The organism is Blastococcus sp. SYSU D00669 (assembly GCF_054050715.1).
This window is the reverse complement of the sequence record NZ_JBJGZV010000044.1, coordinates 26339-42649: the sequence shown is the minus strand read 5'-3', so window position 1 is coordinate 42649 and position 16311 is coordinate 26339. Positions and strand designations below refer to the sequence as shown.

The 16311-nt window shown below is 77.4% G+C and carries 18 protein-coding genes; 11 read left to right on the top strand and 7 right to left on the bottom strand.

What is annotated here, in order from left to right:
• Both ACI8AF_RS23365 and ACI8AF_RS23360 read left to right on the top strand, forming a co-directional pair.
• A partial coding sequence (locus ACI8AF_RS23365) for a sigma factor-like helix-turn-helix DNA-binding protein (protein WP_456542159.1) occupies positions 1 to 183 on the top strand: 183 nt, incomplete at its 5' end.
• A gap of 4 nt (positions 184 to 187) precedes the next feature.
• On the top strand, positions 188 to 592 hold the full coding sequence (locus tag ACI8AF_RS23360) for a DUF6221 family protein (protein ID WP_456542158.1): 405 nt from the start codon (positions 188 to 190) through the stop codon (positions 590 to 592).
• Here ACI8AF_RS23360 and ACI8AF_RS23355 read toward each other — a convergent pair.
• Positions 589 to 1800: an MFS transporter gene (locus tag ACI8AF_RS23355; protein WP_456542157.1), complete on the bottom strand. Its 1212-nt coding sequence runs from the start codon at positions 1798 to 1800 to the stop codon at positions 589 to 591. The genes ACI8AF_RS23360 and ACI8AF_RS23355 overlap by 4 nt on opposite strands.
• 123 nt (positions 1801 to 1923) lie before the next feature.
• On the opposite strand from ACI8AF_RS23355, the gene ACI8AF_RS23350 reads away from it, so the two are divergent.
• Both ACI8AF_RS23350 and ACI8AF_RS23345 read left to right on the top strand, forming a co-directional pair.
• Positions 1924 to 2835, top strand: coding sequence for a diacylglycerol/lipid kinase family protein (locus ACI8AF_RS23350; RefSeq protein WP_456542156.1), 912 nt, complete (start codon positions 1924 to 1926; stop codon positions 2833 to 2835).
• Entirely contained in the window at positions 2832 to 2954 is a 123-nt protein-coding gene (locus ACI8AF_RS23345) for a hypothetical protein (RefSeq protein WP_456542155.1), read from the top strand. Before ACI8AF_RS23350 ends, ACI8AF_RS23345 begins: the two co-directional genes overlap by 4 nt.
• Positions 2955 to 2962: 8 nt before the next feature.
• Here ACI8AF_RS23345 and ACI8AF_RS23340 read toward each other — a convergent pair whose 3' ends face one another.
• On the bottom strand, positions 2963 to 4306 hold the full coding sequence (locus ACI8AF_RS23340) for a M20 family metallopeptidase (RefSeq protein WP_456542154.1): 1344 nt from the start codon (positions 4304 to 4306) through the stop codon (positions 2963 to 2965).
• 125 nt (positions 4307 to 4431) lie between these two features.
• On the opposite strand from ACI8AF_RS23340, the gene ACI8AF_RS23335 reads away from it, so the two are divergent.
• The gene (locus tag ACI8AF_RS23335) at positions 4432 to 6123 is read left to right on the top strand and encodes a protein kinase domain-containing protein (protein ID WP_456542153.1); all 1692 of its coding nucleotides are present in this window, start codon (positions 4432 to 4434) and stop codon (positions 6121 to 6123) included.
• 122 nt (positions 6124 to 6245) lie between these two features.
• On the opposite strand, the gene ACI8AF_RS23330 is transcribed toward ACI8AF_RS23335, so the two are convergent.
• Positions 6246 to 6458 carry a hypothetical protein gene (locus ACI8AF_RS23330; RefSeq protein WP_456542152.1) on the bottom strand — a complete coding sequence of 71 codons (213 nt, stop codon included), beginning with the start codon at positions 6456 to 6458 and terminating at the stop codon, positions 6246 to 6248.
• A 120-nt stretch (positions 6459 to 6578) separates the two neighbouring features.
• Here ACI8AF_RS23330 and ACI8AF_RS23325 point away from each other — a divergent pair, with 120 nt between their 5' ends.
• Positions 6579 to 7226, top strand: a complete 648-nt coding sequence (locus ACI8AF_RS23325) for a dienelactone hydrolase family protein (protein WP_456542151.1) — start codon at positions 6579 to 6581, stop codon at positions 7224 to 7226.
• Positions 7227 to 7229: 3 nt separating this feature from the next.
• Here ACI8AF_RS23325 and ACI8AF_RS23320 read toward each other — a convergent pair whose 3' ends face one another.
• Positions 7230 to 8114 carry a potassium channel family protein gene (locus ACI8AF_RS23320; RefSeq protein WP_456542150.1) on the bottom strand — a complete coding sequence of 295 codons (885 nt, stop codon included), beginning with the start codon at positions 8112 to 8114 and terminating at the stop codon, positions 7230 to 7232.
• A gap of 113 nt (positions 8115 to 8227) precedes the next feature.
• On the opposite strand from ACI8AF_RS23320, the gene ACI8AF_RS23315 reads away from it, so the two are divergent.
• Positions 8228 to 9052, top strand: coding sequence for a class I SAM-dependent methyltransferase (locus ACI8AF_RS23315; RefSeq protein WP_456542149.1), 825 nt, complete (start codon positions 8228 to 8230; stop codon positions 9050 to 9052).
• A 42-nt stretch (positions 9053 to 9094) separates the two neighbouring features.
• Positions 9095 to 10765 carry a LuxR C-terminal-related transcriptional regulator gene (locus ACI8AF_RS23310; protein ID WP_456542148.1) on the top strand — a complete coding sequence of 557 codons (1671 nt, stop codon included), beginning with the start codon at positions 9095 to 9097 and terminating at the stop codon, positions 10763 to 10765.
• On the opposite strand, the gene ACI8AF_RS23305 is transcribed toward ACI8AF_RS23310, so the two are convergent.
• Positions 10723 to 11490 (bottom strand): SDR family oxidoreductase, encoded by a 768-nt coding sequence (locus ACI8AF_RS23305; protein WP_456542147.1) that lies wholly within the window; start codon positions 11488 to 11490, stop codon positions 10723 to 10725. The two genes, ACI8AF_RS23310 and ACI8AF_RS23305, sit on opposite strands and share 43 nt — an antisense overlap.
• A gap of 151 nt (positions 11491 to 11641) precedes the next feature.
• Here ACI8AF_RS23305 and ACI8AF_RS23300 point away from each other — a divergent pair, with 151 nt between their 5' ends.
• The 3 genes from ACI8AF_RS23300 to ACI8AF_RS23290 are packed head-to-tail and all read left to right on the top strand — an operon-like array spanning position 11642 to position 14265.
• Positions 11642 to 12589: an anti-sigma factor RsbA family regulatory protein gene (locus ACI8AF_RS23300; protein WP_456542146.1), complete on the top strand. Its 948-nt coding sequence runs from the start codon at positions 11642 to 11644 to the stop codon at positions 12587 to 12589.
• A gap of 37 nt (positions 12590 to 12626) precedes the next feature.
• Positions 12627 to 13673 carry an NAD(+)/NADH kinase gene (locus tag ACI8AF_RS23295; protein ID WP_456542145.1) on the top strand — a complete coding sequence of 349 codons (1047 nt, stop codon included), beginning with the start codon at positions 12627 to 12629 and terminating at the stop codon, positions 13671 to 13673.
• Between the two features lie 37 nt (positions 13674 to 13710).
• Positions 13711 to 14265 carry a dihydrofolate reductase family protein gene (locus ACI8AF_RS23290; protein WP_456542144.1) on the top strand — a complete coding sequence of 185 codons (555 nt, stop codon included), beginning with the start codon at positions 13711 to 13713 and terminating at the stop codon, positions 14263 to 14265.
• Here the strand turns inward: ACI8AF_RS23290 and ACI8AF_RS23285 are convergent.
• Both ACI8AF_RS23285 and ACI8AF_RS23280 read right to left on the bottom strand, forming a co-directional pair.
• Positions 14250 to 15794, bottom strand: coding sequence for an ATP-dependent DNA ligase (locus tag ACI8AF_RS23285; protein WP_456542143.1), 1545 nt, complete (start codon positions 15792 to 15794; stop codon positions 14250 to 14252). The genes ACI8AF_RS23290 and ACI8AF_RS23285 overlap by 16 nt on opposite strands.
• A gap of 121 nt (positions 15795 to 15915) precedes the next feature.
• Entirely contained in the window at positions 15916 to 16302 is a 387-nt protein-coding gene (locus ACI8AF_RS23280; RefSeq protein WP_456542142.1) for a YchJ family protein, read from the bottom strand.
• Positions 16303 to 16311 lie beyond the last annotated feature (9 nt).

Below are 16311 nucleotides of genomic sequence, written 5' to 3'. Positions count from 1 at the left end.
GTGCTCTGCGACATCGAGGGGCTGACCTACGAGGAGATCGCGGCGACCCTGGGCATCAAGCTGGGGACGGTGCGCAGCCGCATCCACCGCGGCCGCGTCCAGCTGCGCGAGGCGCTCGCCCACCTCGACCCGCGCCGGGCGCCGGCTGGGGCTGCCGAGGAGGACGTGCCGGCAGCAGGATGACGGCATGGCCGCCGAGCCCGGGCTGGAGCCCGACCGCGAACCCAACCTCGACGAGTTCCTGCTGGCCCGCATCGCGGAGGACAAGCGCGTGGCCGCCGACGCGGCCGCGGCCGCCGGCCACGCGCACTGGGGCACCGGGGACGCCGGGACCCTGCAGCGCGACGCGACCGAGCACCTGCTGCACCACGACCCGGCGCGCACCCTCGCCGAGTGCGCCGCCAAGCGGCGGCTGGTCATGGTCTGCCGCGACTCGCAGCCCGACTTCCGGTTCCTGGGTGCCCGGCCGGACGGCATGGCCGACTTCCCGCTGACCCCGGCCGACCAGCACCAGCTGGCCGCGCTCACCCTCGCGCTGCTGGCCCTGCCCTACGCCGACCACCACGACTACCGGCCGGAGTGGCGGCCCTAGACCGGAGGGGCCGGGGCCCCGGTGCGGGCGCGGGGCAGGGCGAGGGCCGCGGCCAGGCCGGCGGCCAGCACGCAGGTGGTGACCGCGAACGCCGCCTGGTAGGAGGCGACGTCGGCCAGCCAGCCCGCGACGAGGGGCCCGGCGATCGCGCCGAGGTCGGCCGCCATCTGGAAGACCGCGACGACCCGGCCGCCCCGCGCCGGGGTCACGTCGCCGACGAGGGCGGCCGGCGCGCTGCCGAGCAGGGCGGCCGCGAGCCCGAAGACGGCCATCGACACGAGGAACGCGGCCAGCGAGGGCGGCAGCACCAGCACCGCCAGCGCGACCGTGCCCGTCGCCGTCCCGAGCACCAGCGACGGACGCCGTCCCCACGTGTCGACCAGCCGGCCCGAGCGGAGCAGGCCCAGGGCCTGCGCCGCCGTCCCGGCCAGCAGGCCGGCCCCGGCCCACGCGACGGTGCGCCCGAGCTCCTCGGTGACGTAGAGCGGGACGAGTGAGTTGCGGACGCCGAAGATCACCCAGCCCAGACCGAGGTTGGCGACCAGCGCGGCGAGGTAGGCGCGGGTCCGCAGGGCCGCCCGCAGGCCCAGCGGCTCGGGCTCCGGTCCGCCGTCCGGCGGCGTGCCCTCGGCGCGGGCCGCGGCCGGGGTGCGGAGCAGGGCCAGGGAGACGGCGCCGGCGACCAGCAGCGTCCCGGCGTAGAGGAAGAACGGCAGCCGCGGGGACAGCTCGGCGAGCAGCCCCCCGGCGGCCGGGCCGGCGATGCCGCCGAGGATGAACCCGCCCTGCCAGGTGGCCGCCGCGCGCCCGCGGTGGGTCGTCGGGGCCACCCGCAGGAGCAGGGAGAGCGCGGCGACGGTGAACATCGCGCTGCCGGTACCGCCGGCGGCGCGCAGCGCCAGGAAGACCGGGAAGTTCGTGGCCAGCCCGGCCAGCCCCGTGGTGACCGCGACGACGACCAGCCCGGTGGCGAGGACCAGCCGCTCGCCGAACCGCTCGACCAGCGAGCCGCCGCCGAACGCGGAGACGAAGCGGAAGAACGCGAACGCGCTGACCGCCAGTCCCACGGCCGTCGTCCCGACGCCGAACGAGCTGGCGAAGATCGGGATCGCCGGCGCCACCACCCCGAAGCCCAGGGCGACGACGAACGCGATGACGGCGAGGACCCACACCTCGCGGGGCAGTTCCCCCCGACCCCGCGCCCGCACGAGACGGCATGCTCGCACGTCCCGGCGGAGGAGCTGGGGAGCCGAGCGCGTCGATCGGCCTTCTGCGACGCGGGGCTGCCGGGCCGGAGCGCGGCGACGGTCGCACCGTGCTACGACTCCGGCGTGCGAGAACTGCTCGTGGTGGTCAACGGTGCAGCGGGAACCGCTGACGACGCGGCGGTGCGGGCGGCCCTGGCCGAGCTGCGCCGGGGAGCGGACGTGCGCCTCGCCGCGACGTCCGGTGCACGGGAGTTGGCGGCGGCGGTGGCCGGCCGGGGCGACCGCCGGCTGGTCGTCCTGGGCGGGGACGGCACCGTGCACGCCACGGTCCGGGCGCTGGACGACGCCGGCGGGCTGGACCCGGGCGAGCCGATCGGGCTCGTCCCGGGCGGCACGGGCAACGACCTGGCACGCGCGCTGGGCATCCCCCTGGACCCCGTCGACGCGGCGGCCGCGGTGCTGGCCGGCACACCGCGCCCCCTCGACCTCCTCCGCGACGGTCGTGGCGGGCCGGTCGTCAACGCCGTCCACGTCGGAGTGGGTGCCCGGGCCTACGCCGAGTCCATCCGCTTCAAGCAGCCGCTCGGCCGGGCGTCGTTCCCCCTGGGCGCCGCGATCGCCGGGGTCACCACCACCTCCTGGGACCTCCGGGTGGAGCTCGACGGCCGGGTCGCCACCCACGAGACCGCCGGATGGGCGGCCGACGGGACGACCGGCCTGCTCATGGTCGCGGTGTGCAACGGACCCACGGTCGGCGGCGGGACACCGCTCGCCCCCGACGCGGTTCCCGACGACGGTCTGGCCGACGTCGTCATCAGCGCCGCCACGGGTCCGGTGGCGCGGGTGGCCTTCGCCGCCGCGCTCGCCGACGGTCGGCACGGCGGGCGCGACGACGTCCTGGTGACCCGTGCCCGCACCGTGGCCGTCTCCGGGCCCCCGCTCGAACCCGATGCCGACGGGGAACTCCACGACGCCGTCGCCGACCACTCGTGGCACCTGCACCACCACGCGTGGTCAGTGCTCGTCCCGCCGTGATTCCCGAGACGGCCAGCCCGGTCGGCGTCGGCGGCCCACCCGACCATCCGGATGGCCGGCTGCGCGAGGTGCGAGATCTCCCCGTCACGCTCGACGAGCTGCTGGCCGCGCTGCCCTGACCGCCCGGTCAGCCGAGGGCCTCGGCCACGTCGAGGACGCCGCCCGCCGCCTCGAACTCGGCGGTCACCGCGGCGAGGAGATCGGGGTCGGCGAGCACGTCGAGCGCGGTGAGCGCCAGCCCGACGGCGCCGTCGAGGACGGCGCGGTCGCCGGCGGGGGAGGCGGCGGCCGCGGCGAACCCGGTGGTGTGCATGGACGTGTCGGGGCCGGCGATGGCGATCATGGGGTGGATCGACGGCACGCGCACGCTGACGTTGCCGAGGTCGGTCGAGCCGGCGAGCGAGGCCGGGGTCACGCCGGGCGGCAGCGCGGTCCGGCCGCGACGGGCCTGGTGCCGGGTCCAGCGCGCCGCGAGCTCGAGGTTGGCCCGGATCGGCAGGTAGGCGGGCAGCTCGTCCCAGGTCAGCTCGTACCCGCAGCCGGTCATCGCCGCGGCCGCCACGGCGATCGCCTCCACGCGGCGGGACAGGTCGGCGAGCGTCTCCGGGGTCGCCGAGCGCACGTAGTAGAGGGCGCTCGCGGTCTCGGGGACGACGTTGGGGCGCTGGCCGCCGTCGGTGATGATGCCGTGCACCCGGTCGCTGTCCGGGAGGTGCTGGCGCAGCATCGCCACGCCCTGGTACCCGGCGACGACGGCGTCGAGCGCGTTGCGTCCCATGAAGGGCTGGGCCGAGGCGTGCGCCGCGATGCCGGTGTAGGTGACCTCCAGCTGGCGCCGGCCCAGGAACGGCTGGACGGCGGCGTCGTAGCTGAACGGGTGCAGCATCACCACGGCGTCCACCCCGTCGAAGGCGCCGTCGCGGGCCATCAGCTCCTTGCCGCCGCCGCCCTCCTCGGCCGGGGTGCCCAGCAGCAGCGCCGTCCCGCCGACGCCGCCGGCGGACAGCACCGCGTGCAGGCCGAGGAACGCCCCCACGGCCGCGGAGCAGATGACGTTGTGCCCGCACCCGTGCCCGATGCCCGGCAGCGCGTCGTACTCGGCGAGCACCGCGACGGTCGGGCCGGCGCCGTTCCCGGTGGACGCCCGCAGCGCCGTCTCGAGGCCGTGGACGCCGATCTGCGCCTCCACGCCGTGCCGCGCGAGGAGCTCGGCGACGGCGCGCACCGACCGGTGCTCGGCGTACCCCTCCTCGGGGTGGGCGTGCAGGTCGTGGCTGAGCCCGAGCAGTTCGGCCCGGGCCGCCTCGACCGCCTGCTCCGCCCGGGCGAGCTGCTCCTCGGGGGCGCCGGCGTGGGTCGACGACAGCGGTTCGGCGACGGCGGCGGCCCGGTCGGTGGCCGCCCGCAGCTGCTCGAGGTGGGCGGTGTCGGCCGGGCGGGGCCGACGCGGGTCGGGCGCATCGGGCGTCATGGCCCGTGTCTACCGGGTGCCGCCTCCGGCCGCCGCTCGGTGCCGGGGTGTACGGGGACGGCCGCGCGGGCACCCCCTCCCGACGGGCGAGAGCCGCACCGGACGACAGGAGGGACCGAACCAGCGTGTCCATCGCCGACCTCGGCCACGAGGTCCTGGGAGACCGCTACGAGCTGCAGCGGATGATCGCCGCGGGCGGGATGGGCGAGGTCTGGCGGGGCCGGGACACCCTCTTCGACCGGCCGGTCGCGGTGAAGCTGCTGCGCAGCGAGTACGCGGCCGACCCCACCTTCACCGCCCGGTTCCGGGCCGAGGCCACCCACGCCGCCGCGCTCCGCCACCCCAACATCGCCGCGGTGCACGACTACGGCGAGGATGCGCTCGAGGTCACCGGCGGGCCGGCGGCGTACCTGGTCATGGAGCTCGTCGACGGCGACCCGCTGGCCGCCCGCCTGGCCGCCGACGGCGCGATCGGCCCGCGCTCCGCGCCGCTGGTGCTGCGGCAGGCGGCCGCCGCGCTGGGCGAGGCGCACCGGCACGGCGTCGTCCACCGGGACGTGAAGCCGGCCAACATCCTGGTCCGCGACGACCGGACGGTGAAGCTGACCGACTTCGGCATCGCCCGGTCGGCCGGCAGCGTCCCGCTGACCGGGACCGGCCAGGTGGTCGGCACACCGCAGTACATGGCGCCGGAGCAGGCGATGGGCGAGTCCGTCGGCCCGGCGAGCGACGTCTACGCCCTGGGGCTGGTCGGTTACGAGTGCCTGTCCGGCCGGCCGGCGTTCGCCGGGGACAACCCGGTGAGCGTGGCGCTCCAGCAGGTCCGGCAGCAGCCCGCGGCCCTGCCGGAGGAGGTGCCGGCCGCCCTGCGCGACGTCATCGACGCCGCGATCGCCAAGAACCCTGCCGACCGCATCCCGGACGGCGACGCGCTGGTGGCCGCGCTGGAGGACGTGCACGTCGAGGCGCCCCGCACCACCCGCGTGATCGACCTGGCGCCCGCTCCGCCGCCGCGCCGGCCCGCCGCGGACCCGCGCCCCGCGCCGGTCCGGCTGGAGGCGCCGCGGCGCAGGTGGCCGATCGCCGTCCTCGTGCTCGTCCTGCTGTCCCTGGCCGGCGTGGCGTCGGTGGTCCTCGCGTCCGGCGACGAGCCCGGCGCGCCGCCGGTCGTAGGTCCCTCGGTGTCGCGGACCGGCGGGATCCTGCTGGCCGCGGAGGACTACGTGGGCCGCCCGGTCGAGCAGGTGGCCGCGGAGCTGACCGCGGTCGGGCTGGTCGTCGAGCGGGGCGAGGTGACCACCACGGCGGTCGACCCGGGACGGGTCGCCGACCTCGACCCCGCCGGCGTGCGGCTCTCGGCGGGCGACGTGGTGCGGCTCGCGGTGGCGGTCGCGCCGCCGTCCGCGGTCCCCGCTCCCGCGGCACCGTCGGCGTCCGTCCGGGCACCGGCGGACCCGCCGACGACCGCGGGGCAGCCCTCGGCCGGGGCGGCGACGCCGGAGCCGTCGACCGCCGCCTCCTCGACCGCGCAGCCGTCCACCGCCGAGCCGACGGCGCCCGAGGCGACGACCGCCGAGCCGAGCACCGCCGAGCCGACGGCGCCCGAGGCGAGCACCGCTCAGCCCTCGACCGCCGAGCCGTCGACCGCCGACACCTCGACCGCGCAGCCGTCGACCGCCGACCCCTCGACCGCCGAGCCGACCACCGCCGAGCCGACCACCGCCGAGCCGACCACCGCCGAGCCGTCGCCCGCCGACCCCTCGGCCACGGGGTCCACCGGCACGACGCAGCCGGCACCGATCACGCCGGCCGGGTGAGCCGGCCGGGACGTCGGGCCCCGGCGGACGAGCAGCTCGTGGACGGACGGGTCGTCGGGGTCGACGACGTGCCGTCCCGGACGCCGATCGACGCGGGCCCGGTGCGCCTGCGCTGAGCCGCCTCAGCCCCGGTGGATCTCGTCGTCCCGCCGGGGCAGCGGGGAGAGGGTGCCGCCCTGGCCCATGCTCCCCGGGTCGACGCCGAGCTCCCGCAGCAGGTCGGCGTCGCCCTCGGTGTCCACCTCGGGGCCCAGCTCCCGCTCCGCCCGCTCCACCTGCTCGCGGGTGCCCAGGCTGCGCACCACCTGCAGGACGTGCTCCCGATCGATCCGCATGAGCTCACCTCGCCGACCGTGTGCGCGGACTGTCGGTTTCCGCGCCGTGGGGTGACAGTCTGCGCACACGGTCGGGGATCCCGGTCCCGTCGGCCGTCCGGCACCCCGTGGAGGCGCGGCATGGCGACGTCAGATCCCGGCGGCGAGGTCCGGGTGGCCGTGCCCGGCGCCGTCCTCACGGGCGATCTGGTCGTGCCGGCTCCCGCACGCGGCGTCGTCCTGTTCGCCCACGGCAGCGGCAGCAGCCGGCACAGCCCGCGCAACCGGCGGGTGGCCGCCGCCCTCCAGGCGGCCGGGTTCGGCACCCTCCTGCTCGACCTCCTGACCGAGGCCGAGGAGCGGGTCGACGCCCGCACCGGGGAGCTGCGGTTCGACACCGGGCTGCTGGCCGGCCGGCTGACCGCCGCCGCCGACCGGCTCGTCCGGGACCGCGGCCTGCCGCTCGCCACCTTCGGCGCGAGCACCGGGGCGGCCGCCGCGCTGATCACCGCCGCCGAGCGGCCCGGCGAGGTGCGGGCGGTCGTGTCGCGCGGCGGCCGGCCCGACCTCGCCGGCGAGGCGCTGGCGCGGGTCCGGGCGCCGACGCTCCTCGTCGTCGGTGGCGCCGACGAGCAGGTGCTCACCCTCAACCGCGAGGCCGCGGCACGGCTGGGCGGTGAGGTCGAGCTCGCCGTCGTCCCCGGGGCCACCCACCTCTTCCCCGAGCCGGGGGCGCTGGACCAGGTCGTCGAGCGCACGATCGGCTGGCTGCGGCGCTGGCTCGGCTGAGCGTCACCGGGCCCGCAGCACGCGGTGGCCGTGCTCGGTCGCGTAGGCCCGCAGGACCTCCGCGGTGGGCGCGCCGCTGCGCAGGAACTGCTCGTCGACCACGCGGGCGAAGTCGTCGAGCGCGTGCCCGAGCAGGTCCCCGGCGAACCGCGCGTCCGCGACCGGTGAGGCCGCCCCCGCGGCGGCCAGGTCGGCGGCGATGCCCAGGGTCGCCGGCAGCGAGCTCTCCTCGTCGCCGTCCCGGAAGTAGTAGGTCTCGGGGTACTGGGCCAGGTCGACCCGGGCCTGGACGACGTCGGCGGCGAGCGCCTCCAGGGTCGTGACGGCGAGCGGCGAGTCCTCGCGCTCCACCAGCCGGCAGGCGTCCGTGCGCGCCAGCAGCACCAGCCGGATCGCCAGCGCCCGCCGCCGGGTCAGCGCGGGGAAGACCTGCAGCACCCAGGACACGGCGGCGGTGAGCAGGGCGAACCCGACGAGGCCCTGCAGCGGCACCACCATCCGCAGCCACGGGTCGTGGGGCACGATGTCGCCGAAGCCGAGGGTCGCCAAGCTCACCGTGGACAGGTAGACGGCGTCGAGGAAGCCGGCGCGCGTGTCGGGGTCCAGGCCGCTGCCGTACACGAACCCGCTCGGCAGGTGCGGCCAGTAGACGAGCGCCCACCCCAGCACGATCACCAGCACCCACGCGACCACCACCACGCCCATGGCGATCGGGCCCGCCAGCCCGCCGAACCGCCCGTGCCGGCGGCGGCGCCCGGCCCGCCAGATCCCCACCATGACCCGCTCGCTGAAGCCCCCGCGCCCACCGGGGTGCCACAGCGTGTGGAAGATGTCCCGCAGCCCGACCAGCACCACGGCGCCGCCGATCGCGGTCACCACCCAGCCCATGCGCCCTCCCGGCCCCCGCCCATGGGCATCGCGTAGGCATTCCGCCCGATGTCCCGCCCGCCCGGGATCCCGATCCTCGTTGTCACCAGTCCTGACCGCGAGGAGAACCCCCGATGACCGTCACGATCGACGACCACGAGCTCAAGGCCCGCCACCGCACGATGTGGGCCTCCGGCGACTACCCCCGGATGGTGGAGACCTGGCTGCTGCCCCTCGGGCCGCGGCTGGTCGAGGCCGCCGGCATCACGGCGGGGACGACGGTGCTCGACGTCGCCGCCGGCACCGGCAACGCCTCGCTGCCCGCCGCCGAGCGCGGCGCGGCGGTGACCGCCAGCGACCTCACCCCCGAGCTGCTCGAGGTCGGTCGGCGCCGGGCCGAGGCCGCCGGTCTGGAGCTCGAGTGGACACCGGCCGACGCCGAGCACCTGCCGTTCGGCGACGCCTCGTACGACGCCGTCATCTCCGCCATCGGCGTCATGTTCGCCCCGCACCACCAGGCCGCCGCCGACGAGCTGGTGCGGGTCTGCCGGCCCGGCGGCCGGATCGGGCTGCTCTGCTGGACCCCCGAGGGCCAGATCGGCGCGCTGTTCCGGGCGATGAAGCCGTTCGCGCCGCCGCCCCCGCCCGGTGCCCAGCCGCCGCCGCTGTGGGGCAGCGAGGAGCACCAGCGGGCGCTCTTCGGCGGCCGGGTCGAGTTCTCCGGCGTCGAGCGCGACGTCCTCGAGGTCACGGCGTTCGCCGACCCGCACGACCTCGCGCGCCACTTCACCGCCTACTACGGGCCGACGATCGCGGCCCGGGCGAACGCGGCCCGGGAGGGCCGGGAGGCGGAGTTCGACCAGGTGCTGCTCGACTTCTGCGACGAGTGGAACCGGGGCACGGCGGAGCAGGCGCGCTTCGAGATGGAGTACCTCGTCGCCGTGGGAACGCGGGTCTGAGACCTCCCGGCGCCCGCCCCTCTCGTGGCACGCTGACCTGCCATGGAGGGGCCGGCGCAGCTCCGCGAGGGATGGCGCGCGCTCGAGCGGGCGGACTGGGAGTCCGCCCGCTCGGCGTTCACCGCCGTGCTGTGCGACCCGTCCGGGCGCGGCTCGGTCGAGGCCCGCGACGGTCTGGCCCAGGCCCTGTGGTTCCTCGGCGAGGTGGCCGAGGGGATCGCCCTGCGGGCCCGGGCCTTCGAGGGGTACGTGGCGGCCGGCCGGTGCGACGACGCCGCCCGGGTGGCGGTGTGGGTGGCGCACCAGCACACGACCGCCGGTCGCGCGTCGGCGGCGCGCGGGTGGCTCGCGCGCTGCGAGCGGGCGCTGGCGGGGGTCGAGCCCTGCGCCGGCCTCGGCTGGCTGGCCTTCGAGCGGGCCCGCCAGGCGCGCAGCGTCGAGGAGCAGGTCGCCCAGGCCGAACGCGCCGTCGAGCTGGCCCGCGCGCACGGGGCCGCCGACCTGGAGGTGTTCGCCGTCAGCCTGCTCGGGCGCGCCCAGGTCAGCGCCGGCCGGCGGGAGGAGGGCCTGCTCCTGCTCGAGGAGGCGATGGCCGCGGCCTCCGCCGGGCGCGTCCGCGACGTGCACACGCTCGGCTCGGCGTACTGCAACCTCGTCTCCGCCTGCACCAGCGCGGGGGAGTGGGAGCTGGCCTCCGAGTGGTGCGAGCTGGTGGAGGAGTTCGCCCGCACCCGCCGGGTCACCCCGCTGATCGGGGCGTGCCGGACCGTGCACGCCGAGGTCCTGCTCGCCAACGGGCACTGGGCCCGGGCCGAGAGCGCGCTCCAGGAGGCGCTCGCGGCCAACGCCCGGCACATCCCCGAGATGAGCGCGCCCACCATCGCCTCGCTCGCCGAGCTGCGCGTGCAGCAGGGCCGCCTGCCCGAGGCCGAGGAGCTGCTGGCCGGCCGCGAGGAGCACCCCGCGTCGCTGCGGGCCCTCGCCGCGCTGCGCATCGCCGACGGGCGGCACCGGCAGGCCGTGACGCTGCTCGAGCGCGGGCTCCGCGGCGCGGCCGACGACGCCGTCACGACCGCCGCCCTGCTCGTGCCGCTGGTGGAGGCCCGCCTCGCCCTCGGCGACCCGGCCGGCGCCCGCGCGGCCGCCGACGACCTCGCCGGGCTGGCGGCGGCGTCGGGCATCCGGCTGCTGCGCGCACGGGCCGAGCTCGCCGCGGCGCACGTGGCGCTGGCGGCGGGCGAGCACGACGAGGCGATGGAGGCGGCCCGGCGGGCCCTGGCCGGCTTCGGCGGCCTGCTCATGCCCCTCGACGCCGGGCTGGCCCGGCTCGCGCTCGCCCGGGCGGTCGCCGGCGACGACCCCGACACCGCGCGCGAGGAGGCGCGGACCGCGCTGGGCGCCTTCCGCGAGCTGGGGGCCTCCCGGGCCGCGGATGCCGCGGCCGAGGTGCTGCGCGAACGGGGCGCCGGGCAGGCCGGCCGGCCGCGCACGGTCGGCGAGCTCACCGCGCGCGAGGAGGAGGTGCTCGGCCTGGTCGCCCGGGGGATGTCGAACGCCGGCATCGCCCGCGCGCTGCTGATCAGCGAGAAGACCGCCGGCCACCACGTCAGCCGGATCCTCACCAAGCTCGGCGTGCGCAACCGCGCCGAGGCGGCCGCGTACGCCGCGCGTCAGCGGCCCCCGGCGACGTCCACCAGGGTCCCCGTGACGTAGGACGACTCCGCGGAGAGCAGCCAGGCGATCACCGCCGCGACCTCCTCCGGCTCGCCGCCCCGCCGCATCGGCACCGCCGGGGCCAGCCGGTCGACCCGTCCGGGCTCGCCGCCGGAGGCGTGGATGTCGGTGCGGATCAACCCCGGCCGCACGCCGTTCACCCGGATCCCGTCGGCGCCCACCTCCCGGGCCAGGCCGACGGTGAGCGCCTCGACGGCGGCCTTGGCGGCGGCGTAGTCGACGTACTCGTCGGCGCCGCCCAGCACCGCCGCCCGCGACGAGACGGTGACGACGGCCCCTCCCTCGCCGCCGAACCGGGTCGACATGGCGCGCACGGCCTCGCGCGCGCAGAGCAGGGCGCCCACGGCGTTGACCGCGAAGGTGCGCTCGACGCGCCGGGTGTCGAGGTCCTCGACCCGGGCCTGGCGCCCCAGCGAGCCGGCGTTGGCGACCAGCCCGCGCAGCGGCCCCAGCTCCGCGGCCGCGGAGAACAGGGCCAGGACGTCGTCCTCCCGCGCGACGTCGGCTCGGACGGCGACCGCCCGGCCCCCGGCGTCGCGGCAGGCGGCGGCCACCTGCTCGGCGGGCTCGCGCCGCGACACCCACGACAGGCAGACGTCCCAGCCCTCGCGGGCCAGCCGCAGGGCGGTCGCGGCGCCGATTCCGCGCCCCCCGCCGGTGACCAGGCAGACGCCCCGGGAACCGGTCCCGTCCGGTGAGCTCATGGGCTCAGCTTCGCCGTCCCCGCTGCCGGCGGCGAGCAGCGGGGCGGACGGCGTCCGTCGAAATCCCGCCACGAGGTCCACGGAACGGGCGTAGCGTTCCGGACGTGGCCGTCTCGAACAGAGTGGACGCCGTCGTCGCGGCGGCGCGGGCATGACGCCGACCCGCCCGACCGGGGACTGGGACGGCAAGGCGTTCGCGCACGAGGCCTTCGTCTTCGGCACCGACGACGAGGTCGCCGAGCGCGTGCTGCCGTTCGTGGCGGAGGGGTTCTCGCGCGACGAGCCGGTGCTCGTCGTGGCCGGCGAGCGGGTGCGCACCGTGCTCGCCGAGCGGCTCGGCGCCGACGCCGCGCGGCTGGCCACCTTCGCGCCCGCCGAGAGCTGGTGGCGCGGCGGCCACGGCACGCTGCAGGCCTACGACCGCGACCTGCAGGCCCTGCGCGCGAGCACGCCGTCCTGGCGGCTGGCCGCCGAACCGGTGTGGCTCGCGTCCGACGAGGGCCGGGAGTGGAGCCGCTTCGAGGCCGTGGCGAACGAGTGCTACACCGACATGCCGTACTACAGCCTCTGCCTGCACGACCGCGAGCGGCTGCCGGGAGAGGTGCTCGACGCCGTCGTCCGCACCCACCCGCTGGTCTGGGGCGGCAGCCAGCCGGCGCCCTCGCCGGCGTACGAGGACCCCGTGCGCTTCCTCCGCGCGGTGCAGCCCGAGTGGGTGGAACGCCCGGGGCACGCGGTGCTGGGCGCCGTGACGACGCCCCGCGAGGCCCGGGGGGAGCTGGCGGCCGCCATCGACGGCGGCCCCTGGGCCGAGCGCGCCGACGACGTCCTCCTCGCCGTCCACGAGCTGGTGGTCAACGCGCTGCGGGTGGCGCCGTTCGCCCGGGTCGCCTACTGGACCGACCACGACACCCTCGTCGTCGAGGTCGCCGACGACGGTCCCGGCCTGCCCGACGAGCTGTGCTCCTACGTCCCGCCACCGCCCGACCCGGGCGCCGCGCGCGGCATGTGGCTGGCCTGGAGCCTGAGCGACGACGCCGCGGTCGCCACCGGCCCGGCCGGCACGGCCATCCGGCTGCACTTCTCCCGCGACCGCTGACGCTCCGCAGCGGTCCGCTGACCGGCAGACTGCCCCGGTGACCATCCACCGCATCGGCCTGGTCGTGCACACCGGCAAGGAGGCCGCGCGCGACGCCGCCGCGCGCGTGCGCGCCTGGGCCCGCGCCCGCGGCCTGCCGTGCACCGACGTCGACGTCTGGGGCGAGGGCTCCCGGCACACCGCCGGCGAGGAGGCCGAGATCGCCGGCGAGCCCGACCTCGTGGTGACCGTCGGCGGCGACGGCACGTTCCTGCGCGGCGCCCGGGTGGCCGCTGCCGCGGGGGCGCGGGTGCTGGGCGTCGACGTCGGCCGGGTCGGCTTCCTCACCGAGGTCGAGGTCGGCCGGCTGGAGGAGGCGCTCGAGGCCGTGCTCGCCGGCGACGTCGTCCTCGACCAGCGGATGACGCTGACCATGCGCGCCTCCCGGCCGCTGGAGATCCCGCACGGGATCGACGAGCTGCTGCGCTACGGCCGCGGGCCGGCGCTGCCCCCGCCGGCGGTGCGGCCCGATCCGGAGACGTTCGGCTGGGGGGTGCCGCTCGACGTCTGGGCGCTCAACGACATCGTCTTCGAGAAGCTGGCCCGCGACCGGCAGGCCAGCATCGCCGTCTACGTCGACAGCCGGCTGTTCGCCTCGTACTCGGCCGACGCGCTGATCGTCTCCACCGCCACCGGGTCGACGGCGTACAGCTTCGCCGCCGGCGGCCCGGTGCTCTCCCCGGACCTGGACGCGCTGGTGTTCACCCCGGTCGCCCCGCACATGGTGTTCAACCGCAGCCTCGTGCTGGCCGCCAGCCACCGGATCGGCATGCGGGTGCTGGCCCGCTCCGGGCAGGTCGCGGTGAGCATCGACGGCCAGCTGACCGGCGTGCTGGACCCGGGGGACTGGCTCAACGTCTACGGCGCCCGGCAGCGTGCGAAGCTGGTCCGCCTCGACCAGCCGCACTTCCTCGACCGCGTGCGCGACCGGTTCGGGCTGGCCGACGCCCGGGCCGCGGTGGCCGACGGGCAGGCGCCGGAGGTCTACGACCCCGGCGTCCCGCTGCCGTACGACCTGGCCCACCCGGGGCCGGTGGACGACTGAACCGATGACCCGGGCCGGCCCGGCCGGTCCACCCTGCATGCGCACTCTCGCGATCACCCAGAACGCGACCGTCGACGGCTCGATCGAGATGCTCGGGGACTGGTTCGACCCGTCGGACCAGTCGGGCACCGCCGACCTGCTGGAGGAGGTGCGCCGCCAGGACGACCGGGCGGATGCCTTCTTGGTGGGCCGGCGGACGTTCGAGGACCTGCGCGGCTACTGGCCGGCGCAGACCGACGACCCCACGGGGATCACCGACTACCTGAACCGGGTGCAGAAGTACGTCGTCTCCTCGACGCTGACCGATCCCGGCTGGGAGCCGACCACCGTGCTGTCCGGCGACCCGGTCGAGGAGGTGGCGGCGCTCAAGGAGCAGCCGGGGCAGGACATCGTCGTGACCGGCAGCATCACGCTCTGCCACGCGCTGGTCGGCGCCGGGCTGGTCGACGAGTACCGGTTGTTCACCTACCCGGCGGTGCAGGGCCGCGGCCGGCGGCTGTTCCCCGAAGGGGCCCCGGTGCCGGCGCTGCGGCTGGTCGAGTCGCGGTCCTTCCGCAACGGCGTCGTGTACTCCCGCTACGCCGTCGGCTGAGCCTCCCCGGCCAGCAGGGCCCGGACGGCGTCGAGCGTGTCGGCCTCGGCCGGCGTCTTGTCCGGCCGGTAGCGCACCACGCGGGCGAAGCGCAGCGCGACCCCGCCGGGGTAGCGCGGGCTGCGCTGGGCGCCGTCCAGGGCGACCTCGACCACGAGCTGGGGCCGCAGCAGCACGCCCCACTGCGGTCGCTCGCGGGCGAGGTCGGGGAAGGTCCGCGTCTGCCACTCGAGCAGCTCGTCGGTCATGCCCTTGAAGGTCTTGCCGACCATGACGGGCTCGCCGCCGTCGGGGTCGCGGGCGCCCAGGTGGATGTTCGACAGCTTCCCGGAGCGCCGTCCGTAGCCCCACTCGGCGCCGAGCACGACGAGGTCGAGGGTGTGGACGGGCTTGACCTTCTGCCACGCCTTGCCGCGCCGGCCGGCGGCGTAGGGCGCGCCGAGCGCCTTGACGACGACGCCCTCGTGCCCGGCGGCGAGGGCGTCGGCCAGCACGGTCCGCGCCTGCCCGGGGGCGGGGGAGCGGACGCCGGGCATGCGCAGCGGGGCGTGCTCGTCGGCGGCCAGCAGCCCGGCGAGGGCGTCGAGGCGGACGCGCAGCGGCTCGTCGAGCAGGTCGCGGCCGTCGAGGTGCAGCAGGTCGAAGAAGAACGGGCTGAGCAGGACCGCCTCGGTCGCCGCGCTGCCGAAGCGGCTCATCGTGTCCTGGAAGGCCCGCGGCCGGCCGTCGTCGTCCAGGGCGAGGGTCTCGCCGTCGAGGACGGCGGTCGTGCAGGGCAGCGCGCGGACCCGGGCCACGAGCTCGGGCACCGCCTCGGTGACCTCGCGCAGGGTGCGGGTCCAGACCCGGACCTCGTCGCCGTCGCGGTGCACCTGGATGCGGGCGCCGTCGAGCTTGTGCTCGACGGTGACGTCGGCGCCGAGGTCGGCGAGGGCGTCGTCGAGCGAGGAGCCGGGGCTGGCCAGCATCGGCCGCAGCGGGACGCCGACCTGCAGGTGCACCTGCTCCAGCGCCGCGGCGCCGCCGCCGAGCGCGGTGGCCGCGGTGCCGGGCAGGCTGCCCGAGAGCATGAAGGCCCGCCGCACCGTCTCGGCCGGCACCCCGGCGGCGGCGACGACGGCGTCGAGCACGACCCCCTCGAGCGCGCCCTGCCGCAGCTCGCCGGTGAGCAGGCGGACCAGGAAGCCCTGCTCGTCGGCGGTGGCGGCCCCGAACAGTCCCGCCAGCAGCTCCTCGCGCCGGGCCGTGGAGCCGGGCCCGGTGGTGGCCGCCAGCTCGTCGAGGACGGCGTCGACCGCGGCCACGGCGAGCGCCGGCCCGGGCGCGGGGTCGTGCGCGAGGCGGGAGAGGGTGCGCCAGCCGACGCCGAGCCGCGCCTGCAGCGTCTCGCCGGAGAGCCAGGCGGTGACCGGCCGCACCTCGTCGGGGGCCGCCCGCCGGAGCAGGTCGGCGATGGTCGCCGCCTTGGCCGTGCGGGACCGCGTGGCGGCCACCGCGGCGGAGGCGGCGAGGACGTCGGCGAGCAGCACGGACGCATCGTCGCAGGTGACGCCGACAGCCCGCCGTCCGCGACCGTGGCCGGCGCTCATCCTCGCCGCGTGGCCGCCGCCCTCGCGGTGGGTCGCGCCGGTGGCGACCACGCGGCGCGGGTCAGCCGAGGGCGACGCCGTCGAGGTAGCGCCAGCGGCCGTCCTCGCGGAGGAAGCGGCTGCGCTCGTGCTGCGCGCCGGGCACCCGGTCGACGACGTACGAGGCGCGGAACTCGACGACGCCCTCCGCCTCGAGCAGCGACCCGCCCGAGGTGGCCAGCACCTCCAGGCCGGTCCAGCGCACGTCGGCGTCGAGGTCGAGCGTGCGCGGCCGGGTGCGCGGGTGCCAGGTCTCCAGCAGGTAGCCCGCGTCGCCGACGGCGAAGGCGCTGTACCGCGAGCGCATCAGCTGCTCGGCCGTGGCCGCGGTGGCGGTCCCGTCGTGCAGCCGGCCGCAGCACTCGGCGTACGGCAGCCCGCTGCCGCACGGACAGCGTCGGGGAGCCACCCCGCCAGT

Excerpts from the sequence above, each read along its gene's own strand:
- ACI8AF_RS23360 (WP_456542158.1), top strand. The coding sequence starts at position 188 with ATGGCCGCCGAGCCCGGGCTGGAGCCCGACCGCGAACCCAACCTCGAC.
- ACI8AF_RS23340 (WP_456542154.1), bottom strand. The coding sequence starts at position 4,306 with ATGACGCCCGATGCGCCCGACCCGCGTCGGCCCCGCCCGGCCGACACC.
- ACI8AF_RS23330 (WP_456542152.1), bottom strand. The coding sequence starts at position 6,458 with ATGCGGATCGATCGGGAGCACGTCCTGCAGGTGGTGCGCAGCCTGGGC.
- ACI8AF_RS23325 (WP_456542151.1), top strand. The coding sequence starts at position 6,579 with ATGGCGACGTCAGATCCCGGCGGCGAGGTCCGGGTGGCCGTGCCCGGC.
- ACI8AF_RS23320 (WP_456542150.1), bottom strand. The coding sequence starts at position 8,114 with ATGGGCTGGGTGGTGACCGCGATCGGCGGCGCCGTGGTGCTGGTCGGG.
- ACI8AF_RS23315 (WP_456542149.1), top strand. The coding sequence starts at position 8,228 with ATGACCGTCACGATCGACGACCACGAGCTCAAGGCCCGCCACCGCACG.
- ACI8AF_RS23310 (WP_456542148.1), top strand. The coding sequence starts at position 9,095 with ATGGAGGGGCCGGCGCAGCTCCGCGAGGGATGGCGCGCGCTCGAGCGG.
- ACI8AF_RS23305 (WP_456542147.1), bottom strand. The coding sequence starts at position 11,490 with ATGAGCTCACCGGACGGGACCGGTTCCCGGGGCGTCTGCCTGGTCACC.
- ACI8AF_RS23300 (WP_456542146.1), top strand. The coding sequence starts at position 11,642 with ATGACGCCGACCCGCCCGACCGGGGACTGGGACGGCAAGGCGTTCGCG.
- ACI8AF_RS23290 (WP_456542144.1), top strand. The coding sequence starts at position 13,711 with ATGCGCACTCTCGCGATCACCCAGAACGCGACCGTCGACGGCTCGATC.